Here is a 24,776-nt window from a genome sequence, read left to right as displayed (position 1 = left end):
GGCCGAGCGTCGGCGTGTCGATTACCGTGGAGCCGGTAATCCGTAACGGGTGTTCGTGGGTGATAACATCGCCTTCCGGGTACTCGCCGATGCTGAACTGTTGCCCGTTGGTGGTGGTGATCTCCGCGTGCTGGATGACTTCGAAGGCGAGCAGGTCACCCAGCATACTTTCCACCTCGTCGAAGTTCATCAGCCACAGCTGTTGGCTGAGGTTGCCTTCAATAATCTCGGCGGTTTTCTGCTGGAGGTTACGGATTTCACCAAAGCGACGGCTGGTTTCGCCCGCCAGCTGCAGCCCTGTGGCGACAAGTGCGACCACCAGGCTGAAGAGTAATACATAGGCCAGCAGCCGCGCGGCCAGCGGGCGTACGCTGAGCGCTCGGGTCACGGCAGCAATCACTCTGGATGCAGACAAGGCACATGTTTCCCTGTGATACAGAATTCCATACGGCAGTCTAACAGACTGTCAATATAACAACACCGACAGTGTCAAACCTGAAACGGACATTCAGGTCATAAAGGTGAGCGCCGTAGATCCGTTCTTCGTCCTGCCGGCCACGGCGGAACGACGGCCTTGGATCATAGCAGGTCACATCCTCGATCAACCCTTTCAGATCAGGGTAGTGCTCTCCGGGGAGGGCGGCAAGCTGGGACAGGGCTTCATCAGAAAACCGGACGGGCAGCCGGCCCGGTGCCGTTTCGCCGGCCCAGCCGATGCGAGCATCCGGGATGGCGTCGGCAAAGGGCAGGTAAGGCTTGATGTCCAGTATGGGGGTGCCATCTATGAGGTCGTGGTCGCGGATGCGTAATATCAGCTCGCCTTCACGCCGGGTCAGTCCCTCGTTGCGGACGACAGAGAGGCCAAGGCTGTTGGGGCGAAAGGGCGAGCGGCTGGCGAAAACGCCGACCTTGCGGTTGCCGCCGAGTCGGGGAGGTCGGACCACTGGTCGCCAGTCAGCCCTGACCGCCTCGTGGAACTGGAAGGTGAGCCACAGGTGACTGCAGGTTTCCAGTCCCCTGAACGCATCCTCCCGATTGAACGGGGGCTGGATAACCAGCTCCGCCCAGGCGTGACGGGTCAGGCCAGGCTGGCGGGGCACGCCAAACTTGTCCCGGAAGCAGGACCGGGTTATTGCGATGGGCGTCAGCGTGAGAGCTTCTTGGGCAGGTCTGGCAGGGTGGCGCGGCACAGTAGCTCCTTGGCTTGCGGGAAACTCAGCGTGACAGGATGCGGCCCGAGAAGAACATCTCCAGGCGCACGAGCAAGGCGGTGTGTTCCTTGAAGTCATTGTCTCGCTGGAATTCAACCGAGGGAATGACCTCCCCGAAGAGCCAGTTCTGATAGAGACGGTAACGCCAGGTAACATCTGCAAAGTAGCCGGTGTGCCGCCATGTGGGCTGGCTTTCACCGAGTACACCTAACCGGGGGTTCAGCTCCGAGCGGTTATTGAGCCGTTTGTGAAAATCCAGGATCTGGGCCAGGTCGAACTGGCGCTCATCGTGTACCCATACTGCCTCGGAGCTGGCCAGGAAGGTCCAGCCATTGCCAATGTCCCTGCCGAATCCGAGCCAGGACGATGCGCCCCAGCCGTCCTGGTGGAAATAATAGACCCGCTGACGTGCGCCCACGCGCCAGTCCGACAGCCGCCAGTCCCCCCGCGCCGTGGCTCGCCAGAAAGCGTCCGGGGGAAAGCGCAGCCGGGCACCGATATCGTTGCTCAGGTTGATTGTGTCCGAGATGACCGACAGATAGCGCAGTGCCCCGGTGGCATCGCTGTCGGAGCGCTGGTCATCAGTAAGCTGTCGGCTGCGACGGCGCTCTCCGAGGGGAACCAGTTCATCGCTTTCGCTCTCCAGTACTACCCTCAGCTGCTCTTCGGCCGTGGGCAGGTCGAGTCTGAAGCGGGCTTCAGGCTCAACGCTGGCCAGTTTGCCGGTTTCGGACTCGGCGGCCAGCCCCAGCCTCAGGTAACTTTCGTTGCCGGGCAGTGACCGGGCATTGCCGGACAACGTGCGATCAGCCCAGGCCCCCAGAATCTGGATACGTTCAGACTGTACGTGCTCGTGGTGGATCACCCAGTTGGAAAAATTCAACCAGTAGGAGTCGCGGGGTTCCCGCCAGAACTCTTCCGGGGTAAAGGTGTAGAAGTCGGCAGGCAGGTTGTCCGGTGACAGGGATTCCGATACCGACGGCTCGGCCAGGACCGGTGTGCCCAGCCCCAACGCCAGCATAAGGGCGATGGCCGGCAGCCGGTAGCGATGGACAGCAGATTGAAGGAGCGCCAATATCTATCCCCGACAGCTGTCCAGAAGTTGCTTGTGCAGTTCCTGCACCTGTTTTTCCACCTCAGCCAGGGGCTGGTCATTACGGATCACGTAGTCAGCGCGGCTGAGGCGGTGCTCCCGTGGCATCTGGGCGGCGATGATCCGTTCCACCTGTTCGCGGTCATTATCGTCGCGGCTCATGGTCCGGTCGATCTGGGTTTCCACTGGCACATCCACCACGATGGCACTGGTTGCAAGGGTATGCTGATCCGTCTCCAGCAGAAGGGGAGAAACCAGTAACACGTAGGGTAAGTCGTAGTGGTCCGGTTGCAGCTGGCGGGCCAACTCATCGCGAATGGTAGGATGGAGCAGGGCTTCCAGCCATTCACGTTCATTGGCGTCCCTGAACACAATGGTGCGCAAAGCCGCCCGGTCAAGGTTGCCATCGGGCTGAAGGATATGGTCGCCGAAGTGTTCAGCAATCCTTGCCAGTGCGGGTGACCCCGGTTCTACCACTTCTCGCGCCACGATATCGGCGTCTACCCAGTGCACACCCAGTGCACCAAACATCTTTGCTACAGTGGATTTTCCGCTTCCGATGCCACCGGTCAGGCCGATTACCGCAGGCTTGCCCATCGATACCTCGTTCGTTGTTTTCCGGGGAGGCGTAAGGATTGCCTACGCCCCAAGGGTCAGTGGGTGAGGATTCTGCCACGGACCCGAGGCCGGATGCATCATTGTTTTATGTCCGGTTTAACCCAACCTGGCCAGGACCGAGTCTCCGATTGTACGGGTATCCCGCTGTGTGCCGCCGTTTTCCGCCAGGTCCGCGGCCATGGCGTCAAACAGTTCCTGCCCGGCCTTTGCCAACACCGGTTCCTTACGGCCAAGCCAGTCGAGCATGCGGGCAGTCGTAAACAGCATCGCGGTGGGATCGGCCAGGCCCTGGCCAGCGATGTCCGGCGCGCTGCCGTGGGTGGGCTCAAACATGGATGGCATGTCCGGGTTGTCCGGGTTCAGGTTACAGGAGGGCGCTACCCCCATGCCGCCGGACAGCACTGCGGCCAGGTCGGTAAGGATGTCGCCCTGCAGGTTGCTGGCGACAACCACATCAAAGGCCCAGGGGGCCTGCACGAATTTCATGCAGGCTGCATCGATCAGTTCATGGTGGGTGGCGACATCGGGGTAGTCCCGGGCAACTTCCTGGAAGACTTCGGTGTACATGTCGCCCCAGTAGCGGAGGGCGTTGCGTTTGGTGATCAAGCAGACCTGGCTTTCGCTGACCCGGCATTGGGGGCTGCGAAACTCCCTCTTGCGGCCCTCGGCACGCCTCGCTTCGGCCCTTTGGCGGGCCTGTTCAAAGCCATAGCGGATAATGCTCTCTGTGCCCCGGCGAGTGAACACCTCCATCTGGGTCGCTACTTCATGTTCGGTGCCCTGACGCAGGCGGCCACCCTGGCCGACGTACTCGCCTTCGCTGTTCTCCCGAATCACCAGCATGTCAATGTCCCGCGCCCGGTCGTCGGCCAGGTATTGTCGCGCGCCGGGCAGCAGCCGGGCTGGCCGTTCGCAAACCCACTGGTCGAAGCCTTTGCGCATTTCCAGCAACGGGGCGAGGGATACGCTGTCCGGAAGCAGGTAACGATCCGGGTCATCCATGGGCCCCGGGTCACCCAATGCCCCCAACAGAATGGCATCGTAGCGCGCAAGCTGCTGCAAGGCGTCAGCGGGCATTACCTCGCCATGTTGCTCATGCCAGGCGTGGGATGGCCAGGGGAACCGTGTCCACTCCAGGGGAAGCTGGTGTTTCTCCCGCAGTCGTTCCAGGCAGTGAACCGCCTCGGTCACGACTTCCGGACCAATTCCGTCGCCGGGCGTTACGGCGATGCGCAGGGGCTCGGGCATAGATCAACACTCCATGAGCTGCGAATTTACAACTGTTTGCAGAACGGGTACCCGGATACGGGTACTCTTGTCAGACTGAAAACGCAAGGGCTCCGGGAGCAGAGCCAAGGCGCCTTCCGGGCCTCTGGATCAGTGTAGTCAGGCAGGCTGGATTCGTCAGTCTTTTAATACATTTACGGACCCCCGCCGGGTGTCTATAGTGAAACGGGGTTCCTGTGTGTAAAGCTTCATGCAGGAGCAGGCTTTCCTACTCGCTAACACATAGGAGCATGCGTGGAGCGGCCAGAAGTATTGTTTGATGAATCCCATTGTGGCCAGTGTGCTTGTGGGGAGGGCCTGGATTTCCAGTTTTCGTTTGCTTACCAGCCAATCGTTGACGTGTTTGACGAGTCTGTCTTTGCCTATGAAGCGCTGGTGCGGGGCACCGGTGGTGAGAGTGCCTGGAGCGTTCTGTCACAGGTAAACGAGCAGAATCGTTATTCCTTTGACCAGGTTTGCAGGGTCAAGGCGGTCAAGCTCGCCGCCCGCCTGGGTATGAAGGCCATGCTCAGTATCAACTTCATGCCCAACGCTGTGTACCAGGCGGAATATTGTATCCGTACCACGCTGGCTGCCGCGAAAACCTACAATTTTGACACCCGAAAGATCATCTTCGAACTGACGGAAGGTGAAGACCTGTCTTCGGTCGATCACCTGGTGTCTATCATCAAGGCATACCAGGGGATGGGTTTCAGTACGGCGATCGACGATTTCGGCGCCGGCTTTTCCCGCTACAACCTGATGACGGCCAGCCCCCCGGATTTGCTCAAACTGGATATGGGGCTGATCCGCGATATCGACCGTGAGCCCAACAAACAGGCTGTCGTCAACGGAATAATTACCATGATGACCCAGCTTGGCGGGCGCATCGTCGCAGAAGGTGTTGAATCCGTGGAGGAGTATGCCTGGCTCCGCACCCGGGGAATTCGCCTGTTCCAGGGCTATCTCTTTGCCAGGCCCGGGTTCGAGACCCTGCCGGAACCCTGTTTTCCGGATATTGGGCAGGGGGGCTAGGCCCGGTGCTTTATCGTCTCATTACGCTGATTGGCGGCATTGCCTTTGTTGCTGTGCTCTACGGCCTCATCTGGTTGCTTTGCCGGAAGTTCCTGCAGGGCCACAAGGTCACTGATAACCTGAACGACCGAGCCACGGCGCTGGCTACCTGGACGTTCACTGGCGTGTGCCTGGGGCTGGTGTTTGCGGTTTTCGGTGCCTTCCTGCTGGGGCCCTGGGCGTTTTACCGCACTGTCAGGGCCCATGATGTCGGCGTGTCAGACGCTGCCGCGGTCTGGTGGGGGCTCGGCGTTGTTAGCCTGGCCCTGGTGCTGACCGGTGCCGGCTTTGCCGGTTTCCTCTGGGTGGTCGGGGTTTTCTGAGCCTTTTCGCAGGTGACCTGGCTCAGGCGCCGCCCTGGTAGTCCGTCGCCACGGCGTGAAACTGCTCCCTCAGCCACAATAGTGCTGGTTCTTTCTCGTAAGCCTGGTGCCAGTAAAGGTGAATATCAACGTCTGGCAACCCCTCGGGCGGGTTGAGGATGCAGGTATCGGACCGCGCAGTCATCTGACGCGCGTAGCCTTCCGGCATTGTCAGTAGCAGGTCCGAACCCTCGACGACCTGGCAGGCGGCGTAGTAATGCTGGCACCGGAGGCGGATCTGGCGTTGCAGTCCCATTCGGGACAGTTCGAAGTCCTCGATACCAGGCCCTTCATTCCTTGATGACACCAGGATGTGCTTTGCGGACAGGTACTTGTCCATGGTGAGGTCCTGACCCTCCAGCGGGTGCCCCTTCCTGGCGATGACCACGCGCCGATCCTTTCGCAGTTGCTCGTGGGCAGTCTGGTCGCTGATCGGTAGCAGCACGTCCACAGCGAAATCCAGTCGGCCTGCAGCCAGCAGACTTTCCATATCCCTTCGGGCCACCCGCTGGCTGTTGATCTCGATCTCCGGGTAGTCGTTCAGCCGGGTAACCAGCTGGGGCAGGAAAGTGGATTCCAGCACGTCGCGCAGAGCCAGGGCGAAGGTTTTGCGATGGCTGGAAGGGTCAAAGGCATGGAACTGGTTTACGGCACTGTGAATCTGGTTCAGGCCAGGTCGCATGGACTCCACGAAACGTCGTGCCAGTGGTGTAGGGACCATCCGGTTGCCCTGGCGCGAAAATAACGGGTCGTCGAAATGGTCTCTCAGGCGGGCTAGAGAGTGGCTGACCGCGGGCTGGGTCAGGTTCAGCGCCCGGGCCGCACGGGTCAGGCTACCTTCCCGGTAAATGGTATCGAATACGTGAAGCAGGTTAAGATCTAACCGGTTTGAGGCCATCAGGGTGCTGTCTCGCTACTGAATGAATTTCGATAATAGTAACGGATTAGAATAATTCAGTCGCGTAATACTTGGTGCCCCACTAGACTGGCCCGTTACGACAAATTTGAGTGGATTTCCCGGAATGTCCCAGAGAATCTTTATTACCGGTGGTGCCAGCGGCCTGGGTAGGGCATTGGCGCTGCATTATGCCCGTGAGGGTGCGAAAGTCTGCATCGGTGACGTCAACCCGGAAGACGGCATGGTTACGGAGGACGAGATCAATGCGGCAGGTGGCGAAGGGCTGTTCCTGCCTTGCGATGTACGCCGGCTGACGGACCTGGAAAAAGTGCGGTCGGAACTTGAGCAACGTTGGGGTGGCGTGGATGTCGTGGTCAACAATGCGGGCGTGGCCACCGCCGGGTCCATCGAAGACTCCACCATTGCTGACTGGGAATGGATACTGGACATCAACCTGCTGGGAGTCGTTCGAGGCTGCAAGGTGTTTACCCCGCTGTTCAAGCACCAGGGCAGCGGTACCTTTGTCAATGTCGCGTCCATGGCAGGTCTCATGCTTGCGCCCATGATGGGCAGTTACAACGTGTCCAAGGCAGGCGTGATCGCGTTGTCAGAAACCCTGAGTCTGGAGTTGCGGGACGCTGGCATACACATCTGTTGTGTGTGTCCGTCGTTCTTCCGCACCAACCTGGCCAGCGGTATGCGCTCGGACCTGCCGGGAATCCAGCAGAATATCAATGGACTGATGAAGCGGTCGTCTGTCAGTGCGGAGGATGTCGCGGACGATATCGCCCGGGCTGTTCGCCAGGGGGATTTCTGGGTTCTGCCCCATCAGAAGGAAAGGCGCTTGTGGGTTCTCAAACGCCATGCACCCTGGGCCTTTGACTATATCATGCACCGGGAAAGCCGGCGCTGGATCAAACGCATGGCAGGGGGCTGACTTGTGGCGACGATTTATCTGATTCGGCATGGCCAGGCCAGTTTTGGCAATCACAATTATGACCAGTTGTCTGAAACGGGTTGGGAACAGGCACGTGTACTAGGACATTGGCTCGCGGGCAGGGTACACCCGGACGTGGTGATTGGTGGGGATATGCAGCGCCACAGGGAAACCGTGGAGGCCATTGCATCTGGCTACCGGGCACCGTTTCCCGACATGCAGGTGGCTGTCGGCTTCAACGAATTCGATCCCACCTCTGTGGTGCACCGCTTCCGGCCCGAGTGGGCAGACCGGGAGCGCATGCAGGCGGACCTGGCCGCTACCGGGCATCCGGCGAAAGCCTTCCAGCAGACCTTTACGCAGGCGGTCCAGCGTTGGGTCAGTGGCGACCATGATGGTGAGTACCCGGAAAGCTGGGTGGAGTTCAAGGCCCGGGTTAATGGCGCGCTGGATGAGCTGATTGGCTGGGCCAATGGTGGCGATGTTTTCGTGTCTACCTCCGGCGGCCCTATCGCTGTGACCATACAGAGCCTGCTGGAACTCAGTGACAGCAAGGCACTGGCGCTGAACGAGGTGATAGCCAATACCAGTGTTACCCGTGTGCTGTACTCGGGACGGCGACGCAGTCTGGCGGTATTCAACAATTACAGCCACCTGGAGGCGGAAGGGCAGGACCTGGTCACTTTCCGCTGATGGATCAACGATTGACTGAAGGAGCGTATACATGAGCAAACAGAACCTGTTCGACCTTGATGGCAAGGTGGCCCTGGTTACCGGTGCCAGCCGGGGTATCGGTGAAAGCGTTGCCCGATTGCTGGCGGACAATGGCGCCCACGTCATAGTCAGCAGTCGCAAGATCGATGGCTGCGAGGCCGTGGCCAGCAGTATCCGCGAAAATGGCGGCAGCGCTGAAGCGGTGGCCTGCCACATTGGGGAAATGGAACAGTTGGAATCCATCTGGCAACACATACGCGAAAAGCATGGCAAGCTGGATATCCTGGTGAACAATGCAGCCACCAATCCGTACTTCGGCAAGATCGAGGAAACGGATCTGGGGGCCTTCCAGAAGACAGTGGACGTGAATATCCGTGGTTATTTCTTCATGTGTGCCGAAGCGGCCAAGCTGATGAAGGAGAAGGGCCAGCCGGGGGCCATCGTGAACGTGGCATCGGTCAACGGCGTGACACCGGGTTTCATGCAGGGCATTTACTCCATCACCAAGTCGGCGGTTATTGCCATGACACGGGCCTATGCCCGCGAACTCGGCCCGGACAATATCCGCGTCAACGCGCTGCTGCCCGGCCTGACCGACACCAGATTTGCGAGCGCCCTGACCACCAATGACAGCATCCGTGAGCGTGCCATGGAGCATATTCCCATGCACCGTATGGCGCATCCGGATGAAATGGCAGGCACGGTCCTGTACCTGGTCTCTGATGCTTCCAGCTATACCACCGGTACCTGTGTCAATGTGGATGGCGGTTACCTGACAGTCTGATCCGTCCGGCTCCTGCCAGTCGAGCGCCAAAAAAAGCCCCGGTCCTGATGGTCAGGCCGGGGCTTTTTTGCTGGCGCCGGTGTTATCGGGTATCAGCCTGGGATAGGGCTGTCCCGGTGGGCGGGTTGCGGTGCAGTGAATACAGCACTTTGTCCAGAAGCGCCTGTCCGTTCCAGGCCGGTGAGTGGTTGACGATGCCCACCACAGCCCAGGTTGTGTTGTTGTCGTCCCGGGTGAAACCGGCAACAGAGCGAACGTCCTGCAACAGGCCGGTCTTGATGCGACCCATGCCTTCCATACCAAGGTTGCGCAAGCGCCTTGCCATGGTGCCATCCATCGCGGTCAGCGGCATTGAGGTCATGAGATCGGGACCATAGGGGCTCGACCAGGCCTGGGCCAGTATGGCAGACATCTGTCGTGCGCTCATGCGGGCATGCCGGGAAAGCCCGCTGCCGTTGTCAATGACCATGCCACGGGTGTCAATGCCCTTGCCCTCCAGCCAGTCATAGATCGCCCGGATGCCTGAAACCCGGTCGTCTTTATCTGCCTCGTGACGATTGTTGGCACCAATGGTCAGCAGCAGTTGGCGGGCCATCACGTTACTGCTCCACTTGTTGATATCACGAATCATGGTGACGAGGTCCGGTGACGTGCTGCTGGTCACCAGCCGGGAGTCAGGTGGAATCGTGCCGGACCGCCAGGTACCGGTGATGGTGCCGCCAAGCTCACGCCACAGGGACATGAGAATCTCGCCGCTGTAGCGGTCGTGGGGCAGCAGCGAGAGGTAGGTTGTGGTGCGACAGCCTTCGGGCAGTTCGCCCTCCACCCTGACGGTGACCTTGCCGGCCTGGTCGAATACCGGGGTCCAGTCGATTTGCCGGCGACCGGGGCAGGAGCCCGACGCCACGGAGGTGATGCGATTGTCAATGGTGACGGATGGCAGGGCAGGCGTGGACCAGGCGCGGGTACCTCGTTCATCTGCACGCACCTGGAAGTGCACCAGGTTCATGTTAAGGAGCACCGGCGATGGTTCCACCAGGAACGGGCGATGGGGGTTGTTGCCGTTATCATTGAATCGCGGCAGGCCGTCGGGAAGCAGGAACACCTGTCCGTCGAGTACGATATCCCCCTCGATGGTATTGACCCCCAGCGAACGAAGTTCATGGATCACCGTCCACAGGCGTTCAATGGTGAGTTTCGGGTCGCCACCGAAACGGACATACAGGTTGCCCTTGAGGGTGTCTCCCTCGAAGGTGCCGTCAGTCAGGAAGCTGGTGGTCCAGCGGTAATTGGGGCCGAGGATTTCCAGCGCCGCATAGGTGGTGAGTACCTTCATGATGGAGCCGGGGCTCATCACCGCGTCGGCGTTGACGTATTGCTCGATACCCGGGCCATCCATTGGAATGGCAGCGACGCTAAGGCCGTTGAGGTCCTTCAGGGACTCCTCCGCGAAGCCGCGTACCTCACTGCCCCAGATACGCTTGTCCATTCCCTCGGCGAGGGCTGCCGTTGCCATGCCTGCCAGCAGGCTGGTCGCAATAATGCCTGCTCCCAGCGAGCGGGCCAGGATGCTCAGTCTGGTTGTGGTCAGTGTTCGAAGAAGCATGGCAGGAACATCCATCGTGGTGGGGGCTGATTATCTAACCTTAGCTTAATTTCTGTATGGCGACTATGTTCCCGGCCTATACATAACGTTAAAAAATGACAGCAGACTATGGGAATTAAAGCATTTTTGTGACAGCTGGTTACGAAGTGTAGGGCACCGGTTATCCGATGTCGGGAAGTCAAAGGTTTGTACAGGGCTGCCCGGACCGGCAGAGGTTGCTAGAATGCGCGGACCAGAACCGTATTTCATAGAGTTCAATCAAGGAGTTGGAAACGATGCTGACGGGGCACTGCCTGTGTGGCGAAGTATCATTTGAGTACGACGGTCCCCTCGGGCCCATAGCACTTTGCCACTGCAGCCAGTGTCGCCGGGCCCATGGCAGCGCCTTTTCAGCCAGCGCTCCGGTGCAGCGGGTGCATTTCCGTTTTACCGGCGGCGAAGAGCTTATTACCGAGTTTGAGTCCCGGCCCGGAAAATACCGGGCGTTCTGCAGCCGTTGTGGTAGTCAGCTATATAGCCGGGTTGATGCGATTCCAGGTATTCTGAGGCTGCGAACGGGTGTCATTAACGAGCCCCTGGGCAAGGGCCCGGGCGCCCATGTATTTACCGGTTCCAAGGCTGACTGGTTCCCAATCACCGATGACGTTCCCCAGTACGAGAAAACCGAGCGAACCAACGACCCTCATTAAACCCTGGACCCTGCGGTTCCGGGTCACAGGGTTGCTTTCCGTAAGGTAACCCGTCTCAGGGGCTGGGCGGTACCAGCCTCAGGACCTCGCCATCGGCCGAGTCCGTCAGCAGCCACAGGTGGCCATCGTTGCCCATGGCGACGGCTCTGATCCTTTTGTTGAGGCTGGCGATCAGGTCTTCCTCCTCAACTATACTGCGATCGTCCAGCTCCAGTCGCACCAGCTTCTGCATCTTGAGGGCGCCGACAAACAGGTCTCCCTGCCAGTCGGGAAAGTCCTCGCCGGTATAGAGCGCCATGCCCGAGGGGGCTATGGACGGATCCCAGTAGTGCAGCGGCTGTGCCATGCCTTCCCTGTGGGTGTCGTCGGTTATGGGTGTGCCGCTGTAATTGATGCCGTAGGTAATGTCCGGCCAGCCATAGTTGGTGCCTGCTTCTATGATATTGATCTCGTCACCGCCGCGGGGGCCGTGTTCGTGACTCCAGATGGCTCCTGTGTCCGGGTGCAGGGTCATCCCCTGAATATTACGGTTGCCTTTGGTGAACAGGGTTTTCCGGGTGTTCTCTCGGTCCATGAACGGGTTATCGGCAGGCACCTCGCCGTCGACCGTGATCCGGTGGACCGCACCTGCATCGTCGCTGAAGTCCTGGGCGCGATCCATCTCCCCGCGGTCGCCGACCGCCACGTAGAGATAGCCATCGGCGGGAATGACCATGCGTCCGGCGAAATGTCGGGTGGTACCCGAGCGGGGCTCCGCCTCGAAGATCACTTCAAGGTTTTCAAGGGAGTCATTCCGGAGTTCAGCCCGTGCCACCCGCGTGGTCATGCCCGCCTCGTTGGCGTGGGCATAGCTGAGAAACACGACCCGGTTCTGCTCAAAATCAGGGTGTAGCAGGATGTCCAGTAGCCCCCCCTGACCACGGGCTGCGACTCCCGGCACGCCGGCAACCGGCTCATCCGCCAGCTTTCCGTCACGAATGATGCGCAGGCGTCCCGCTCGCTCCGTAACCAGCTTGCTGCCATCGGGCAGGAAGGTGATGGCCCATGGGTGTTCAAGCCCGGACGCCACCGTTTCGACCTGGAACCGTGCCTGATCAGAGTCGTGGACCGTTGCCGCCGCCAGCGATGCAGGCAGGGCTGCTACCGCCAGTGTTGTCGCCATAGTGAGCGCCTTTGACATGGGTGCCTCCATAGAGTGCTGTTTGCGGGACATACCTGAGTTTATCAACCGTACCGGGCCAGCCACCAAAGAAACATTACCGGCGAGTTATGTTTGAAGTCCCTAACGAGGGTATATACGACGAGTCTGTGAGATAGTCTTTGCAAGCGAGAATGAATATCATTAAAGTATAGGGGAGACTTGTTACTACCCTGGCCCAAAGCGGGTTTGCCGGTCCAGGAATCATCACAGGAGAAGAAGTCTATGTTCGAACAGGAAGTGAAGGAGGGTATCAAGCTGGCTGCGACAGCGATGGTCATCATGCTGATCGCATCATTGCTGGTCATGGGGTGAACCAGCAGAGCTTAAGCATACGTAATGCCTGCTGACCGTTGAAGTTCCCCGGTCAGGGCTACACTGAACACGTGAGCCTTGAGCAAAACGCCACAGCCGTGGCTTTTCATGCAGCAAACGACAGGAGGTTTATCCTATGTCAGCCAATCACGTGTACAAAAAGACCGAAGTGGTAGGTTCGTCGAAAACCGGTATCGAGGATGCGATCGAAAATGCCCTCGCAGAGTGCGCCAAAAGCATCCGCAATATGGAGTGGTTCGAGGTGACGGAAACCCGGGGGCATATCGAGAACGGCAAGGTAGGCCATTACCAGGTCAGCCTCGTGGTCGGGTTCCGGATCGAAAACAGCTAATCTCGCAGGCCAGTCAGGTAAAGCCAGTCCCGGTTACCTTGTTCCGCACTGGCCGGGTGCTGGCTGCCTTTCTATGGGGGTAAATACCCGGGGTGTCCTGGTCATTTATAGCCTCCATGCTACTGCCCGACGCTTGCGCCTCTCACTTTCAACCGAGCGTATTATTCGGTCAGGGTTTGCGGTGATTCTTCTGCAGCCAGCGGTCGAGCTGGTCGGCAAATTCCTTTCGGTCCTGTTGGCTGAACGCTGCTGGCCCACCCGTAACCTGGCCCGCACTGCGCATCTCTTCCATAAAATTCCGCATGGCCAGTCGCTGGCGGATATTCTCGCGGGTGAAAGCCTGCCCCCTGGGGTTGAAGACATCAGCGCCTTGTTCGATGGCCTCCGCAGCCAGGGGGATATCCTGGGTGATGACCAGGTCTCCGGTGGTCAGTTGGGCGACGATTTCCTGGTCGGCCACATCGAATCCGTGAGGTACCTGCCGCGCGTGAATCCAGGGGCTCGGGGGCAGCTTGATAAAGTGATTGGCGATGAACGTGGTGTTGATCTGCCAGCGGGCGGCGGCCCGGCACAGAATCTCGCGGATGGGGACGGGGCAGGCATCGGCATCGACCCATATTGGCATGGTAACGGTTCCGGTTTGGATATTGGCGGGAGTGTAACCGCGTGTGGATGGTAATGGTAGCCGATGGTCCGTTGGGCGCAGGTTACGGTAGATAATATGGCTGGTTGAAATTGGAGATCCAAACCATGATCCTGTGTCGCCTGGCTTGTTCTGCTCTGCTGCTACTGCTTTCGGCGTTGACGGCTTCGGCGGTCTCGGCTGATGAGGAAGCCTGGAAAGCTCTGCAGGAGGGCAGGGCCTTGCTGATGTTGCGCCACGCACTGGCCCCCGGTACGGGTGACCCGGAGAATTTTGCCCTGGATGACTGTTCAACCCAGCGCAATCTCAATGACCGGGGGCGCGAGCAGGCCCGCGCCTGGAAGGAATTGCTCTGGAAACATGGTATTGGCGAGGCCAGGGTCTATACCAGCCAATGGTGTCGTAGCCGGGACACGGCAACGGAAATGGCTATAGGGAAGGTTACCGAATGGCCGCCACTGAACTCGTTCTTTGCCGGACGGGGAAACGGTGATATGCAGACGCGTCAGACCATTGCCTTGGTGAACGAGCTGAAGCCGGGGTTACCAGTGGTGCTGGTATCTCACCAGGTGAATATTACCCGACTTACCGGAGTGTATCCGTCATCGGGTGAAGGTGTGATCATCGCCCTGCCGTTATCGGACAACCCCACAATACTGGCCACGGTTATGCCCTGAGCCTTCCGGGTAGCCCGAAAGGCGGCAGGCCATAGGTCACCAGGGATTTGCAGAGCCATTTCAGAGATTCTGCAGGAAGCCATTGATGGCTTCACGCTGATTGTCGGCCTCCTCCCGGGTCTGGAAGACCAGTTTGTTTGCGTTCCGGCGCAGGTCCAGGGCGTCCCCGAATCCGCAATCCACCTCGGAAATTTCGGCCACCTTCTGCTTGAACCCGCTATCCTTGCGGCAAAGGTATTCCATTTCCGCCGCGACCTGGCCGCAGTATCCGGAGATGCTCAGATTGTTGAGTTGCTCATCGCCCAGACCATCCCAGTTCACCCGGGTCTTCACCCTGGTGCCGCAGACGGTGCTGGCAGACTTGTCGATGGCTGCAAGTGCCTGGCGCTGCCGCTTCAGCGCTTCGTCACGATCGAACCGCGCCAGCTCTGCCTGAACCCCCTGTTCCATTTGCTGCTGGTATTCAGCCATCAGCGCCTTCCGGTCCACCGATGCACCGCCCGCTTCGTCGGCGACCAGTGCATAGGGCTCTTCACGCCCCGGAATATAGGCGGTGTAGTCGGTGGGTGCCCAGTAGGAGCGGGCAAACACCACGACCGAGCGAAGCTTGCCATTGATTTCTGCCCGGTAGGCCCGTTCGTCGTTCGGGCGTTTCTCCACCTCAGTGAGCATCACCACGCCATCCAGCGGATGGTCTACACCATTGAGCCTGAGCAGTGCCTTGCTGCCATCTGCCGTGGGCACGAGGGTGGCCGAGATCCCGCTTTCACTGGTTAGCACTTCCGCCTGGTCACCGAGCTCCAGTGCACGGGCTGACAGAGACAAAAGCGCAAGGGCTATCAGAAGAGAGCAGGTGGGAAATCTTCGGATCATGGAGTTCAGTCCTTGTGTCCTGTTGAACGGGCCTGTCGTGTCAGGGCAGCAGCCCCGGACAAGCGTCAGGTAGTATGCTGCCGCGAATTCTGGTGCGATTCCCTGTCATTAACAAGACGATAGCTGATAACGTCTCAGTTTGTGGTCATTAGCGAGAACCGTGTCTCGTTTCCGTTGAACAATTGCTGACCATCGACTAGAAAATAGGGACAGGCCCGTGAGATCCACGGGGCACCCACCAACAGCCATCGTGACGCAACAGGCCACAAGCCCGGGAAGCCACGGTGTGAGGAGACGGGGATGAAAGACCGTTATGAGCTTACGGTGGACTATGTCCGCTACCTGAACGATGCCGGTGAGCCGCTGGATGAATTACCGGCACTGTCCGCTGATGCAGATCGTCTGCTCGATGCCTACCGCAATATGGTGCTTGCCCGCACCCTGGACCAGAAGATCATCGCCCTGCAGCGAACCGGCAAATGCGGTACCTACCCTTCCGTGCTGGGCCACGAGGTTATCGGGACCGCCATTGGTCAGTGCATGGAACGGCACGACGTATTTGTACCCTATTACCGTGACCAGGCTACGCAGTTGCTGCGAGGGGTGCCCATGGTCAACATGTTGCTCTATTGGGGCGGCGACGAGCGCGGCAGTGCAGGTTGGGAACTTTGCCCCCAGGACCTGCCGATATCGGTTCCGATTGCTACCCAGTGTTGCCATGCCGTAGGTATCGCTTCGGCCATGCGCATCCGTGACGAGAAGCGGGCGGTCGTGGTTACCCTGGGGGATGGTGCCACATCCAAGGGGGATTTCCTGGAGAGCGTTAACCTGGCAGGGGCCTGGCACCTGCCGGTCGTGTTTGTGGTGGCCAACAACCAGTGGGCCATTTCCACCCCGCGTGGCCTGCAGACCGGAAGCGAAACCATTGCCCAGAAGGCTGTCAGCGGCGGGTTGCCCGGGCACATCGTGGACGGCAACGACTACTTTGCCGTCAGCGAGGCTGTAGAGCATGCACTTGAACGGGCACATGGGGGCAAGGGCGCTACGGTCATCGAGGCAGTGACCTATCGCCTGGGTGACCACACCACTGCTGATGACGCCACCCGCTACCGTAGCGCGGACGAGCTGCGAAGTGCCTGGGACAAGGACGGTATCAAGCGCCTGCAGAGTTACCTTCACCGGGCCGGGCACTGGGACGCAGACAAGGAGAAAGAGCTCCAGGCTCACTGCCGGGACAAGGTGGATAAGGCGGTTCATGTTTACCTTGAAAAAGCGCCGGAGCCGCCTGTTGCCATGGTGGATTACCTGTTCGAGACATTGCCTGCTGCCCTCGCCGGCCAGCGTGAGCGGCTTGCCCGCAAGGTCGAAGGAGTAAGGTCATGAATGCGTCTGCAGAGAATGCCATCCGGCACGGGGAGGGCGCACCGGTTGCCCACAAGGTCACCCTGGTGGAAGCGGTCAACCTGGCCCTCGCAAGGGAAATGGCCAATGATGATTCGGTGGTGGTTCTCGGAGAGGACATCGCCACCAATGGCGGCGTATTCCGTGCCACGGTAGGTCTGAAGGAGCGCTTCGGCTACAAGCGGGTGATGGACACTCCACTGGCCGAGAACCTGATTGCCGGCACCGCGGTAGGCATGGCTACCCAGGGGCTCAAGCCGGTGGCGGAATTCCAGTTCATGGGGTTTATCTACGCCGGCTGTGAGCAGATTATCAGCCATGCTGCGCGTATGCGTAACCGCACCCGTGGCAGGCTCCATTGCCCCTTGGTATACCGGGCTCCGTTTGGCGGCGGCATCCATGCACCTGAGCACCACAGCGAGAGCACCGAGGCGCTGTTTGCCCATGTTCCAGGCTTGCGTGTGGTCATTCCCAGCTCGCCCCAGCGTGCCTACGGCCTGTTACTGGCCGCCATCCGTAACCCGGACCCGGTGATCTTCCTGGAACCAAAGCGCATCTACCGGGCTGTGACCCAGACGGTAATGGACAATGGCGAGGCCTTGCCCCTGGACACCTGTTTTACCCTGAGGGAGGGCGACGACATTACCCTGATAAGTTGGGGCGCGTCGATCATGGAAACCCTGCAGGCTGCCGACCGTCTGGCGGAACAGGGTGTATCGGCGGAAGTGATCGATGTGGCCACCATCAGCCCCCTGGATCGGGAAACCCTGCTGTGCTCTGTTGCCAAGACCGGCCGGGCGGTGATTGTCCACGAAGCCTGCCGCAATGGTGGTGTGGGTGCCGAGGTGGCTGCGTCGATTGCGGAAGGCGCCTTCCTGGACCTCCAGGCACCGGTAGTGCGAGTGACCGGTTATGACACGGTGATGCCCTATTACCGCAACGAGCAGCATTACCTGCCGCAAGTGGACGATATCGTGGCAGCCGTAGAGCAGGTGATAGCGCTCTGAGTCAGTGTGCGAGGGTTAGCAGGGAGTAACGTCATGAGGAATTTCAAGTTGCCCGATCTCGGCGAGGGCCTCCCGGAAGCCGAGATCGTGGAATGGCATGTGAAGGTCGGCGACACCGTTGAAGTGGACCAGGTGCTGGTGAGCGTGGAGACCGCCAAGGCCATCGTCGAAGTGCCATCCCCGGAGGCGGGCATTATTGCCAGGCTGTTCGGTGAGGCGGGAGATATTATCCATACGGGAGAGCCACTGCTGGCGTTCGAGGGAGAAGGCGACGACAGCGGTACGGTCGTGGGCGAACTCAAGTCCTCGCAGGCAAGGGACGGTCAGGGCGAGGCGGACTCCTTCATCATCGGCGCAGCCCCCTCCAGCAAGCGCGCCCGCGCCAACCGGGCCACCCCAGGGGTACGGGCCCTGGCAGAGAGGCTGGGTATCAGCCTGGAAAACATCAAGGGCAGTGGCCCCGGTGGTCTCATTACCAATGACGACGTACACCGCCAGGCCAGCCACCAGAAGCAGTTGGGAGAGGCGGAGGGGCTGCGAGGCCCAAGGCGCACCATGGCGAAGAACATGGCGCTGTCCCATGCCCAGGTGGTGCCGGTGTCGATCTTTGAGGATGCCGACATCCACGACTGGGAAAAGGGAACCGACATTACCATGCGCCTGGTGCAGGGAATGGCCCGCGCCTGCGAGGCCTCACCAGCCCTGAACTGCTGGTTCGATGGCGATAACCTGAGCCGGCGCCTGCTGGATGAGGTGCATATCGGCATTGCCGTCGATACACCCGACGGACTCTTTGTGCCGGTGCTGCGGGACGTCAATCACCGCTCCATGGAAGACCTGCGGCAGGGGCTGGAAAACCTCCGGGAGGCGGTGGCAACCCGCAAGATTCCACCCCGGGAAATGCAGGGCGCTACTATTACCTTGTCCAACTTCGGTACCATGACAGGACAGTACGCCAACCCCGTTGTGAGCCCGCCACAGGTGGCGATCGTGGGGGCCGGGAAAATTCGTGACAAGGTAGTGCCACACAAGGGTAAACCTGCTGTGCGCCGTATCATGCCGCTGTCAGTAACCTTTGATCACCGGGCCGCCACCGGTGGTGAGGCGGCAAGGTTCATGGCTGCACTGGTGGAGGCCCTTGGTGTTGATTCGAACGGGTAACAGGACCTGTGTCCGAAGTTGAAACCTGGCCGCGGGCACACCATAGTAGCTAGCATGACGACATTATTTATCGTACTGGTGGTTCTGTTCGCTGCCCTGTTCATTCTGGTGCCGCTGCTGGAAAAGCACGCATCGAAGGGGGATGCGATCAATGAAAGCCGGATTTCCCGGTGGATCATTCCGTTGATGGCGGCGGTACTGATTCTGGGGATATTGCGGCATTACTTTGGGTAGGGCATGCAGCCTGCGCAGGCGTGCCTGGCAAGTTGTCAGGGATAAATAACACGCATTAAAAAAGGCAGCCGAAGCTGCCTTTTTTACGTGCTGTGACCTGTTATTTACAGGGCAACAACGTTTTCCGCCTGCGGACCTTTCTGGCCCTGAGTAACGGTGAACTCAACCTGCTGGCCTTCTGCCAGGGTCTTGAAACCGCTGCTCTGAATAGCGCTGAAGTGAACGAATACGTCGGGGCCGCCTTCACGAGTGATAAAGCCGAAGCCCTTGGATTCGTTGAAGAACTTGACGGTACCGGTAACTGTAGACATATCTTTTAATATCCTGAAATCAATCTGATTAATGCGCCGCCAGGGACCATTGTTGGGCTGGTCAGCATTGTGCGGAAAAGAAACGCGCGGGATCAAAAACAGGACGTACACTACAATTACTGACAGGTCGTCTTATTGATGAACTGCTTTGCTAACTCTTTCCTACGTCGCCCAATCTACGCACCTTCCCCGGGAAAAGCTACTGTTATTTTCATTCGTGGGTATATTTACGCATCCAGTGCTTCCAGGGAGAGATCCCGGTTCAGGCGAAGTTGCATGAAATCCCGGGCGAGCACCAGGTTGCCGTCATAGAACGCGCTGGCCTCGCCGGCCAGTTCATCGATTACCGGGCCGCGACCGGCCTGAAACTGGTAACGGGAACTGAAGTGGGTCAGTACCAGGTGTGGCAGCCCGATTGCCTGGGCAAACAGCGCTACCTGTTCGGCAGAGCTGTGCTGGGGCCAGGGGCCAACCCGCTCTGCCACGTTTCGGGTGTAGGTGGCTTCGTGGACCAGCAGGTGGGCTTCTCTGCAAGCCCCCGCCAGCAACTCCGGGGTGTCATTGTCACCGGCGATCACTACCCGCCGTGGTGGTCGCGGGATCTCGGTGTAATCCTTGCTGGCAATGTAGCGGCCATCGGGCAGGGTGACGTCCTCGCCCTTCTGGATGCGCCCCCATTCCGGTCCGGCGGGCACACCATCAGCTTCCAGTTTGCTGGTCAGCAACTTGCGCTCAACCCTCAGCTCGTCAAAGCGGAAGGCGCGGCACGGGACTCGGTGGGACAGGGGAATGCTGGTCACCCCAACGGCGTCGTCCTGCCAGTGAAAGTCGTCGGCCTCGGCGTTGATAAACTGCAGTTCAAAACCCAGCCTGGAATCGGTACTGGCCAGGGTGATTTCCAGGAAGTTCCGCAGTTGGGGTGGACCGATGATCGGCAGCGGCGTTGTTCGCCCATTCATGGAGGCACTGGACAGAAGCCCGGGAAGGCCGAAGGTATGGTCGCCATGGACGTGGGTAACAAAGATTGCCTGCAACTGCATAACGGACAGGCGGGTTCTCAGCAGCTGATGCTGGGTACCCTCGCCGCAGTCAACCAGGTACCAATGCCTTGGGCCGCCATGTTGCAATGCAAGGCCAGTAACGTTGCGGGCCCTTGTGGGTGTGCCGGCTGAGGTGCCAAGGAAAGTGAGTTCCACTGATGCATCCTTAAACTACACTGGAGTCGTCAACGCCAGGATACTGGGCGGCAGGACATCGCCCGGACGTCCAGGTCGCAGTACGAGCATAACAAAATACCTGACAGCGAGGTTCTATGAGTAACCGTCTACCCTGGTCGAAAGTGGTCCTGGCCTTTGCTACTGCGTTGGTGACTGGTGCCCTGCTGGGTTCCATCGTGCAGACACAGATCAACCTGCTGGCTTTGCGAGGACTGGGTGTGGAGATCGGTATCGGGACCTGGTTAGGTACCACCCTCGAAGACGCGGCCAAGTTCGGGCCGGTGTACCTGATGGTGTTTGGTGTCGGCTTCCTGATTTCACAGGTGACGGCTATGGCCTTGACCCGCCGTGTGCTGCAATCCTGGCGCAGGGTAAGCTGTGCACTGGCAGCGGCGGTCGGTCTCTGGGTGACCTTCACCCTGGTGGATGCCATGGCGCCACCGCCTACGCTGATCGCCGCCACCCGGGCCCCGGAAGGAATGCTTGCCATGTTGGTGACGGCCGCCATCGCCGGCTGGGTATTCGCCGCCATGGCCTCTGCAGCTCCCCGTCGCAAGGGCAATGCAAGTGCGGTTGCGGCTGTACTGCTTGCCGCAGTGCCGGCTCTGCCATTTGACCAGGCCTCGGCTCAGTCTGGCCCGGGTTATCAGCTGGAGACGGTGGTTTCCGGCCTTGAGCATCCATGGTCCCTGGCCTTCCTGCCTGATGGCCGGATGCTGGTTACAGAGCGCCCGGGCAGGTTGCGGATCATTACCCGGGATGGTGAGCTGCTACCTGAGCCTGTCACCGGTATGCCAGAGGTCTTCAACCAGGCCCAGGCCGGTTTGTTCGAGGTGCTGCCCGCCCCGGACTTCGTTGAGAGTGGGTATCTCTATCTGAGCTATGCCTGCGGCACAGAACAGGCAAACCATACCTGTCTCGCCCGCGGGCGGCTTGCAAACGGCGAGTTGCAGGGTGTTGAGGAAGTATTCCGTGCCATGCCAGCCAAGGTTGGTGCAGCTCACTATGGAGGCCGAATCACCTGGCTGCCAGACGGCACCCTGGTGATGGGCCTGGGGGATGGTTTTGATTACCGGGAGGAAGCCCAGAAGTTGTCCAGCCACCTCGGCACCCTGGTAAGGCTGAACCCGGATGGCTCGGTGCCGGACGACAACCCCTTTGTTGGAGACCCGGAGGCATTGCCGGAAATCTACAGCTATGGACACCGCAATATTCAGGGGCTGGCGTTCGACCACGAAAAGAGGCGCCTGATTGCCCATGAGCACGGGCCCCGGGGTGGCGACGAAATCAACGTCATCGAAGCTGGCGTCAATTATGGCTGGCCGGTGGCTACCCATGGCCTGGACTATACCTGGGCACGGGTGACGCCCTTCACCGAATACCCGGGCACACGTCAGCCCGAGCTGCACTGGACGCCTTCGATTGCCCCTTCGGGATTGGCTATCTATAGCGGCGACCCGTTTCCCGACTGGCAAGGACAGTTGCTGGTTGGAGCACTGGCCGACCAGGCGGTATACCGGGTATCGCTGGCGGAACAACCACCTGGGCAGCATCGTCTGCTGGGGGAGCTTGGTGTACGCATCCGGGATGTCCGCGTGGGCCCGGATGGACTGGTTTACCTGCTTACGGACGCTGCATCCGGCCAGCTTCTGCGACTGGTGCCATAAAAAAGGCCCGCCGGGGCGGGCCAGAGGATCCGTTGCTTACAGGTCAGTCGGTCACTTCGATCAGGACGACCAGGCCCAGTTCACTGGGATCACCGCCGGTGAGACCATACCGGTTGGTCAGCAGGGCCATGCTGGCATCTTGGTTGAAGAAGCCTTCCATGATGGTGGTTTCTTCGCCTTCCGGAACAGTGATGGTCAGAGCGCCATTGGAACCGATGGACACAGCACCGCTCAGGGTCTCTGTATCCGCACTCTTGTCAATTTCCATGTCACCGGCCAGGCCGTTAATGCTGGCGTTGGTAAAGCGGCCTTCAACCGTGGCTTCGGTCTGGCTTTCCATGGAAAGGTAAGTGTTGAACTGGCTGTTGCTGATTTCCACTTCTGAGCTGCCATCGCTGGTATTGCCTGCCAGTCCCAGTGACAGGGACATCAGGCGATAGCGCTTGCCGGAGACTTGCGGCGTGCTGGCGGGCAACTTGACCATCAGGGTCTGGCCTACCATGCCATCAGTACCATTGGTTCCTTCCGCACTGACGATCGAGATGAAATCAAACGTATCGTTGACAAATCCGTCCTGGTTTTCACCGCCAATGGAGACGATATCTCCGTCACCGGACTCGCTCAGCACCACCGGCAGACCGGTCTCGGCTACCTCAGATACGGTTTCATAGGCAGCACCTGAGGGGGAAATCGACAGACGGTGGCCGGAGAGGGCGTCCACATCGAGCTTGCCAGCGCCGTCAAAGGTCAGGGTGTTGGTCTCTGTCAGAACCTCAATGTTGCCACTGTTGAGGTAGGACTCGATGTAGACACGCCCGAAGTCGCCGGCCAGGTCCGCATCCGTCATACCAGAGGGCTGGCGGGCGAAGATTTCGAGGGCCCGGGAAATTTCATCACCCTCCTTGGCGTCAGGGTCGATGCCGGTATTGTCCTCGGTTAACGCGTAGCGCGCGCTGGCTTCCTGGGACAGCAATACGAACAGCCCCTTGTCGCCTACCTGCTGGAGGTTCAGCATAACGGGCAGCCAGCGCCATCCATAGCCATCATCGGTATCCAGTTCTTCGCTGAACTTGCTTTCAATGGTCAGTACACCGTTGGCGAGATAGGTGCCAGGGAAGGTTTCGTTCATCTCCTCTATCCAGGTGTCGAACCAGACATAGCTGTGATTGTGGAGGCCGGCATCGGCACCTTCCTCGGAGCCCAGGGTGATATCAACCTGGCCGTCGGCGCCGGTCGCAAAGGCAAAGTCATTGAGCCAGATCTCGACTCCCAGGGTTGCCCCCTGGCCAAGGTCGCTGTCGTGCAGGTCGTAGCTGAACGCGGAGCTGTAGTAGTTCCCGGCAATGGTGTTGGTATCACCTTCCTCCGTGGAGATCTTGGTCACACTGGATTCCACGAACTCACCCAGTTCGCTGTCCAGGATCGCCAGCATGGCTTCGATATCGGCACTCGGGTCAGCGGTCAGGTCGAACTCTTCCACCTGGCCACGCAACTCCACCACCTCAGACAGTTCGAGAGAACCCAGGTCGGCATCGCTTTCGATAAACTTGCGGGCAACGAAATCGGTGGCCGGGTTGATGTCGATCGCCTGCTCTACCACCATCGCACTCATGGTGGCGTTGTTCGTGCCGGTGATGCGGACAATCAGGTCGCCGGACAGGTCAACGCCTGTGGGCAGGTCCAGTTCGTAGTTGCCATCGGTGGACGTATAGGTGCTGGCGATAACGTCACCCACCTGGTTGCCATCATTGTCAATTCGAATCAGCTCTACACGCGCGCCTTCCACGGCTTCCAGCCCCAGAATCGCGGCAGCGGCCGGGCTGATGAAGAAATTGGCGATCGATGCCAGCGAACCCTGGTCTGCGAAGGCGCTGGCGGACGCTGCGGGTACTTCAACGATACCGCTGACGCTGGCGGTCGAGCCGGTATCATCGCCATCAGTGATGTCACTACTGCTGCTACTGCCCCCACCGCAGGCGGTGAGGGTGAGAACCGAGGCAATGGCCGGGACTAAGAGGATCTTCTTGAACTGCTCCATGGGAACTCCTGTGACATGGTTAAATCGATTATTACCGCCATGTCATGCTGTCAGGTGTTGGTGACGCAGGAATCCCCTGAACGAGGTATATGATTGTAAAGAAATGTTTAATTCTTGAATTGGTCGCCCTTGCGCCCCGATCGGGTATTTCTGTCGCTGTTTTACAGGTATCAGACGGACAACTATTCTTTAAGGTGCACCTGACACAAGGAGAATGGATTATGAGCAAGGCCGTTAACGGAACGTTCAAGAGTATTGAGCAGGCTCGCAACACAAGGGAGGACCTGATCGGAAGCGATATCCCACAGGACCTTATCTACATTGATGAAGAAGCACAGGTGATCCGGGTCAAGATGCCCCCGGAAGAGGCCCGGGAGGTTCACGAGATCTTCGATCGTCACGGTATTACCTACTGAGTGACCCGCCAATT

The 24,776-nt window shown here is 59.4% G+C and carries 26 protein-coding genes and 1 pseudogene; 14 read left to right on the top strand and 13 right to left on the bottom strand.

The genetic code is table 11. The features are described from left to right. The 5 genes and pseudogenes from BM036_RS20190 to BM036_RS04685 all read right to left on the bottom strand — a co-directional run. Positions 1-415, bottom strand: a pseudogene (locus BM036_RS20190) (hypothetical protein); the annotation flags it as partial. A gap of 40 nt (positions 416-455) precedes the next feature. Next, positions 456-1,190, bottom strand: coding sequence for a tRNA (N6-threonylcarbamoyladenosine(37)-N6)-methyltransferase TrmO (tsaA, locus tag BM036_RS04700; RefSeq protein ID WP_091849084.1), 735 nt, complete (start codon positions 1,188-1,190; stop codon positions 456-458). Positions 1,191-1,215: 25 nt separating this feature from the next. Further along, positions 1,216-2,286, bottom strand: a complete 1,071-nt coding sequence (locus BM036_RS04695; RefSeq protein ID WP_245742472.1) for a hypothetical protein — start codon at positions 2,284-2,286, stop codon at positions 1,216-1,218. A gap of 3 nt (positions 2,287-2,289) precedes the next feature. Continuing rightward, entirely contained in the window at positions 2,290-2,901 is a 612-nt protein-coding gene (coaE, locus tag BM036_RS04690; RefSeq protein WP_091849082.1) for a dephospho-CoA kinase, read from the bottom strand. A 117-nt stretch (positions 2,902-3,018) separates the two neighbouring features. Next, complete coding sequence (locus BM036_RS04685) at positions 3,019-4,170, bottom strand: isocitrate/isopropylmalate dehydrogenase family protein (protein WP_091849081.1); 1,152 nt, start codon at positions 4,168-4,170, stop codon at positions 3,019-3,021. Positions 4,171-4,443: 273 nt separating this feature from the next. On the opposite strand from BM036_RS04685, the gene BM036_RS04680 reads away from it, so the two are divergent. Continuing rightward, positions 4,444-5,223: an EAL domain-containing protein gene (locus tag BM036_RS04680; protein ID WP_177185994.1), complete on the top strand. Its 780-nt coding sequence runs from the start codon at positions 4,444-4,446 to the stop codon at positions 5,221-5,223. Between the two features lie 5 nt (positions 5,224-5,228). Then, the gene (locus tag BM036_RS04675) at positions 5,229-5,585 is read left to right on the top strand and encodes a hypothetical protein (RefSeq protein ID WP_091849080.1); all 357 of its coding nucleotides are present in this window, start codon (positions 5,229-5,231) and stop codon (positions 5,583-5,585) included. Positions 5,586-5,607: 22 nt separating this feature from the next. Here the strand turns inward: BM036_RS04675 and BM036_RS04670 are convergent, their stop codons facing one another. Then, positions 5,608-6,522, bottom strand: a complete 915-nt coding sequence (locus tag BM036_RS04670) for a LysR family transcriptional regulator (RefSeq protein ID WP_091849079.1) — start codon at positions 6,520-6,522, stop codon at positions 5,608-5,610. 124 nt (positions 6,523-6,646) lie between these two features. Between BM036_RS04670 and BM036_RS04665 the strand changes: the two genes are divergently transcribed. From BM036_RS04665 to BM036_RS04655, 3 genes are read left to right on the top strand one after another with little or no spacing between them, the layout of a single operon-like run. Continuing rightward, the gene (locus tag BM036_RS04665; RefSeq protein ID WP_091849078.1) at positions 6,647-7,459 is read left to right on the top strand and encodes an SDR family oxidoreductase; all 813 of its coding nucleotides are present in this window, start codon (positions 6,647-6,649) and stop codon (positions 7,457-7,459) included. Between the two features lie 3 nt (positions 7,460-7,462). Then, entirely contained in the window at positions 7,463-8,152 is a 690-nt protein-coding gene (locus BM036_RS04660; RefSeq protein WP_091849077.1) for a histidine phosphatase family protein, read from the top strand. Positions 8,153-8,183: 31 nt separating this feature from the next. Further along, entirely contained in the window at positions 8,184-8,957 is a 774-nt protein-coding gene (locus tag BM036_RS04655; protein ID WP_091849076.1) for an SDR family oxidoreductase, read from the top strand. A gap of 82 nt (positions 8,958-9,039) precedes the next feature. Here BM036_RS04655 and dacB read toward each other — a convergent pair whose 3' ends face one another. Next, positions 9,040-10,563, bottom strand: a complete 1,524-nt coding sequence (gene dacB, locus BM036_RS04650) for a D-alanyl-D-alanine carboxypeptidase/D-alanyl-D-alanine endopeptidase (RefSeq protein WP_177185993.1) — start codon at positions 10,561-10,563, stop codon at positions 9,040-9,042. A gap of 275 nt (positions 10,564-10,838) precedes the next feature. Here dacB and BM036_RS04645 point away from each other — a divergent pair, with 275 nt between their 5' ends. Further along, positions 10,839-11,252, top strand: a complete 414-nt coding sequence (locus BM036_RS04645) for a GFA family protein (protein WP_091849074.1) — start codon at positions 10,839-10,841, stop codon at positions 11,250-11,252. A gap of 55 nt (positions 11,253-11,307) precedes the next feature. Here the strand turns inward: BM036_RS04645 and BM036_RS04640 are convergent, their stop codons facing one another. Then, positions 11,308-12,432 carry a PQQ-dependent sugar dehydrogenase gene (locus tag BM036_RS04640; RefSeq protein WP_091849073.1) on the bottom strand — a complete coding sequence of 375 codons (1,125 nt, stop codon included), beginning with the start codon at positions 12,430-12,432 and terminating at the stop codon, positions 11,308-11,310. A 469-nt stretch (positions 12,433-12,901) separates the two neighbouring features. On the opposite strand from BM036_RS04640, the gene BM036_RS04635 reads away from it, so the two are divergent. Continuing rightward, positions 12,902-13,117, top strand: coding sequence for a dodecin (locus tag BM036_RS04635; protein WP_091849072.1), 216 nt, complete (start codon positions 12,902-12,904; stop codon positions 13,115-13,117). Positions 13,118-13,286: 169 nt separating this feature from the next. Here BM036_RS04635 and BM036_RS04630 read toward each other — a convergent pair whose 3' ends face one another. After that, entirely contained in the window at positions 13,287-13,742 is a 456-nt protein-coding gene (locus BM036_RS04630; RefSeq protein ID WP_091849071.1) for a YaiI/YqxD family protein, read from the bottom strand. A 125-nt stretch (positions 13,743-13,867) separates the two neighbouring features. Here BM036_RS04630 and BM036_RS04625 point away from each other — a divergent pair, with 125 nt between their 5' ends. Then, positions 13,868-14,437 carry a histidine phosphatase family protein gene (locus BM036_RS04625; RefSeq protein ID WP_091849335.1) on the top strand — a complete coding sequence of 190 codons (570 nt, stop codon included), beginning with the start codon at positions 13,868-13,870 and terminating at the stop codon, positions 14,435-14,437. A 60-nt stretch (positions 14,438-14,497) separates the two neighbouring features. On the opposite strand, the gene BM036_RS04620 is transcribed toward BM036_RS04625, so the two are convergent. Next, entirely contained in the window at positions 14,498-15,310 is an 813-nt protein-coding gene (locus BM036_RS04620) for a hypothetical protein (RefSeq protein ID WP_091849070.1), read from the bottom strand. A 300-nt stretch (positions 15,311-15,610) separates the two neighbouring features. Between BM036_RS04620 and BM036_RS04615 the strand changes: the two genes are divergently transcribed. The 4 genes from BM036_RS04615 to BM036_RS04600 are packed head-to-tail and all read left to right on the top strand — an operon-like array spanning position 15,611 to position 19,113. After that, complete coding sequence (locus tag BM036_RS04615; protein ID WP_091849069.1) at positions 15,611-16,693, top strand: thiamine pyrophosphate-dependent dehydrogenase E1 component subunit alpha; 1,083 nt, start codon at positions 15,611-15,613, stop codon at positions 16,691-16,693. Beyond that, positions 16,690-17,718 (top strand): alpha-ketoacid dehydrogenase subunit beta, encoded by a 1,029-nt coding sequence (locus BM036_RS04610; protein ID WP_091849068.1) that lies wholly within the window; start codon positions 16,690-16,692, stop codon positions 17,716-17,718. The genes BM036_RS04615 and BM036_RS04610 overlap by 4 nt, the downstream gene beginning before the upstream one ends. A 33-nt stretch (positions 17,719-17,751) precedes the next feature. Continuing rightward, the gene (locus tag BM036_RS04605) at positions 17,752-18,879 is read left to right on the top strand and encodes a dihydrolipoamide acetyltransferase family protein (RefSeq protein ID WP_091849067.1); all 1,128 of its coding nucleotides are present in this window, start codon (positions 17,752-17,754) and stop codon (positions 18,877-18,879) included. Positions 18,880-18,933: 54 nt separating this feature from the next. Next, the gene (locus BM036_RS04600; RefSeq protein WP_091849066.1) at positions 18,934-19,113 is read left to right on the top strand and encodes a hypothetical protein; all 180 of its coding nucleotides are present in this window, start codon (positions 18,934-18,936) and stop codon (positions 19,111-19,113) included. A 104-nt stretch (positions 19,114-19,217) separates the two neighbouring features. On the opposite strand, the gene cspE is transcribed toward BM036_RS04600, so the two are convergent. Next, positions 19,218-19,424 (bottom strand): transcription antiterminator/RNA stability regulator CspE, encoded by a 207-nt coding sequence (gene cspE / locus BM036_RS04595; protein ID WP_091849065.1) that lies wholly within the window; start codon positions 19,422-19,424, stop codon positions 19,218-19,220. Between the two features lie 227 nt (positions 19,425-19,651). Then, entirely contained in the window at positions 19,652-20,620 is a 969-nt protein-coding gene (locus BM036_RS04590; protein WP_091849064.1) for an MBL fold metallo-hydrolase, read from the bottom strand. Positions 20,621-20,736: 116 nt separating this feature from the next. Between BM036_RS04590 and BM036_RS04585 the strand changes: the two genes are divergently transcribed. Continuing rightward, a complete protein-coding gene (locus BM036_RS04585) occupies positions 20,737-22,308 on the top strand; it encodes a PQQ-dependent sugar dehydrogenase (protein ID WP_091849063.1) in 1,572 nt (523 codons plus the stop codon). 43 nt (positions 22,309-22,351) lie between these two features. Here BM036_RS04585 and BM036_RS04580 read toward each other — a convergent pair whose 3' ends face one another. Continuing rightward, positions 22,352-24,346, bottom strand: coding sequence for a hypothetical protein (locus tag BM036_RS04580; protein WP_091849062.1), 1,995 nt, complete (start codon positions 24,344-24,346; stop codon positions 22,352-22,354). A gap of 221 nt (positions 24,347-24,567) precedes the next feature. On the opposite strand from BM036_RS04580, the gene BM036_RS04575 reads away from it, so the two are divergent. Then, complete coding sequence (locus BM036_RS04575) at positions 24,568-24,762, top strand: hypothetical protein (RefSeq protein ID WP_091849061.1); 195 nt, start codon at positions 24,568-24,570, stop codon at positions 24,760-24,762. Positions 24,763-24,776: the final 14 nt, after the last annotated feature.

The sequence above is a fragment of the Marinobacter segnicrescens genome, assembly GCF_900111555.1.
Taxonomy (GTDB): Bacteria; Pseudomonadota; Gammaproteobacteria; order Pseudomonadales; family Oleiphilaceae; genus Marinobacter; species Marinobacter segnicrescens.
Note: the sequence above shows the minus strand (reverse complement) of the source record. Positions and strands in the feature narration are given on the sequence as shown.

Coding starts and splice junctions, on each gene's coding strand:
- coaE (WP_091849082.1), bottom strand. CDS start 2,901: ATGGGCAAGCCTGCGGTAATCGGCCTGACCGGTGGCATCGGAAGCGGA.
- BM036_RS04685 (WP_091849081.1), bottom strand. CDS start 4,170: ATGCCCGAGCCCCTGCGCATCGCCGTAACGCCCGGCGACGGAATTGGT.
- BM036_RS04670 (WP_091849079.1), bottom strand. CDS start 6,522: ATGGCCTCAAACCGGTTAGATCTTAACCTGCTTCACGTATTCGATACC.
- BM036_RS04665 (WP_091849078.1), top strand. CDS start 6,647: ATGTCCCAGAGAATCTTTATTACCGGTGGTGCCAGCGGCCTGGGTAGG.
- BM036_RS04655 (WP_091849076.1), top strand. CDS start 8,184: ATGAGCAAACAGAACCTGTTCGACCTTGATGGCAAGGTGGCCCTGGTT.
- dacB (WP_177185993.1), bottom strand. CDS start 10,563: ATGCTTCTTCGAACACTGACCACAACCAGACTGAGCATCCTGGCCCGC.
- BM036_RS04645 (WP_091849074.1), top strand. CDS start 10,839: ATGCTGACGGGGCACTGCCTGTGTGGCGAAGTATCATTTGAGTACGAC.
- BM036_RS04640 (WP_091849073.1), bottom strand. CDS start 12,432: ATGTCAAAGGCGCTCACTATGGCGACAACACTGGCGGTAGCAGCCCTG.
- BM036_RS04635 (WP_091849072.1), top strand. CDS start 12,902: ATGTCAGCCAATCACGTGTACAAAAAGACCGAAGTGGTAGGTTCGTCG.
- BM036_RS04630 (WP_091849071.1), bottom strand. CDS start 13,742: ATGCCAATATGGGTCGATGCCGATGCCTGCCCCGTCCCCATCCGCGAG.
- BM036_RS04625 (WP_091849335.1), top strand. CDS start 13,868: ATGATCCTGTGTCGCCTGGCTTGTTCTGCTCTGCTGCTACTGCTTTCG.
- BM036_RS04620 (WP_091849070.1), bottom strand. CDS start 15,310: ATGATCCGAAGATTTCCCACCTGCTCTCTTCTGATAGCCCTTGCGCTT.
- BM036_RS04615 (WP_091849069.1), top strand. CDS start 15,611: ATGAAAGACCGTTATGAGCTTACGGTGGACTATGTCCGCTACCTGAAC.
- BM036_RS04610 (WP_091849068.1), top strand. CDS start 16,690: ATGAATGCGTCTGCAGAGAATGCCATCCGGCACGGGGAGGGCGCACCG.
- BM036_RS04605 (WP_091849067.1), top strand. CDS start 17,752: ATGAGGAATTTCAAGTTGCCCGATCTCGGCGAGGGCCTCCCGGAAGCC.
- BM036_RS04600 (WP_091849066.1), top strand. CDS start 18,934: ATGACGACATTATTTATCGTACTGGTGGTTCTGTTCGCTGCCCTGTTC.
- cspE (WP_091849065.1), bottom strand. CDS start 19,424: ATGTCTACAGTTACCGGTACCGTCAAGTTCTTCAACGAATCCAAGGGC.
- BM036_RS04585 (WP_091849063.1), top strand. CDS start 20,737: ATGAGTAACCGTCTACCCTGGTCGAAAGTGGTCCTGGCCTTTGCTACT.
- BM036_RS04580 (WP_091849062.1), bottom strand. CDS start 24,346: ATGGAGCAGTTCAAGAAGATCCTCTTAGTCCCGGCCATTGCCTCGGTT.
- BM036_RS04575 (WP_091849061.1), top strand. CDS start 24,568: ATGAGCAAGGCCGTTAACGGAACGTTCAAGAGTATTGAGCAGGCTCGC.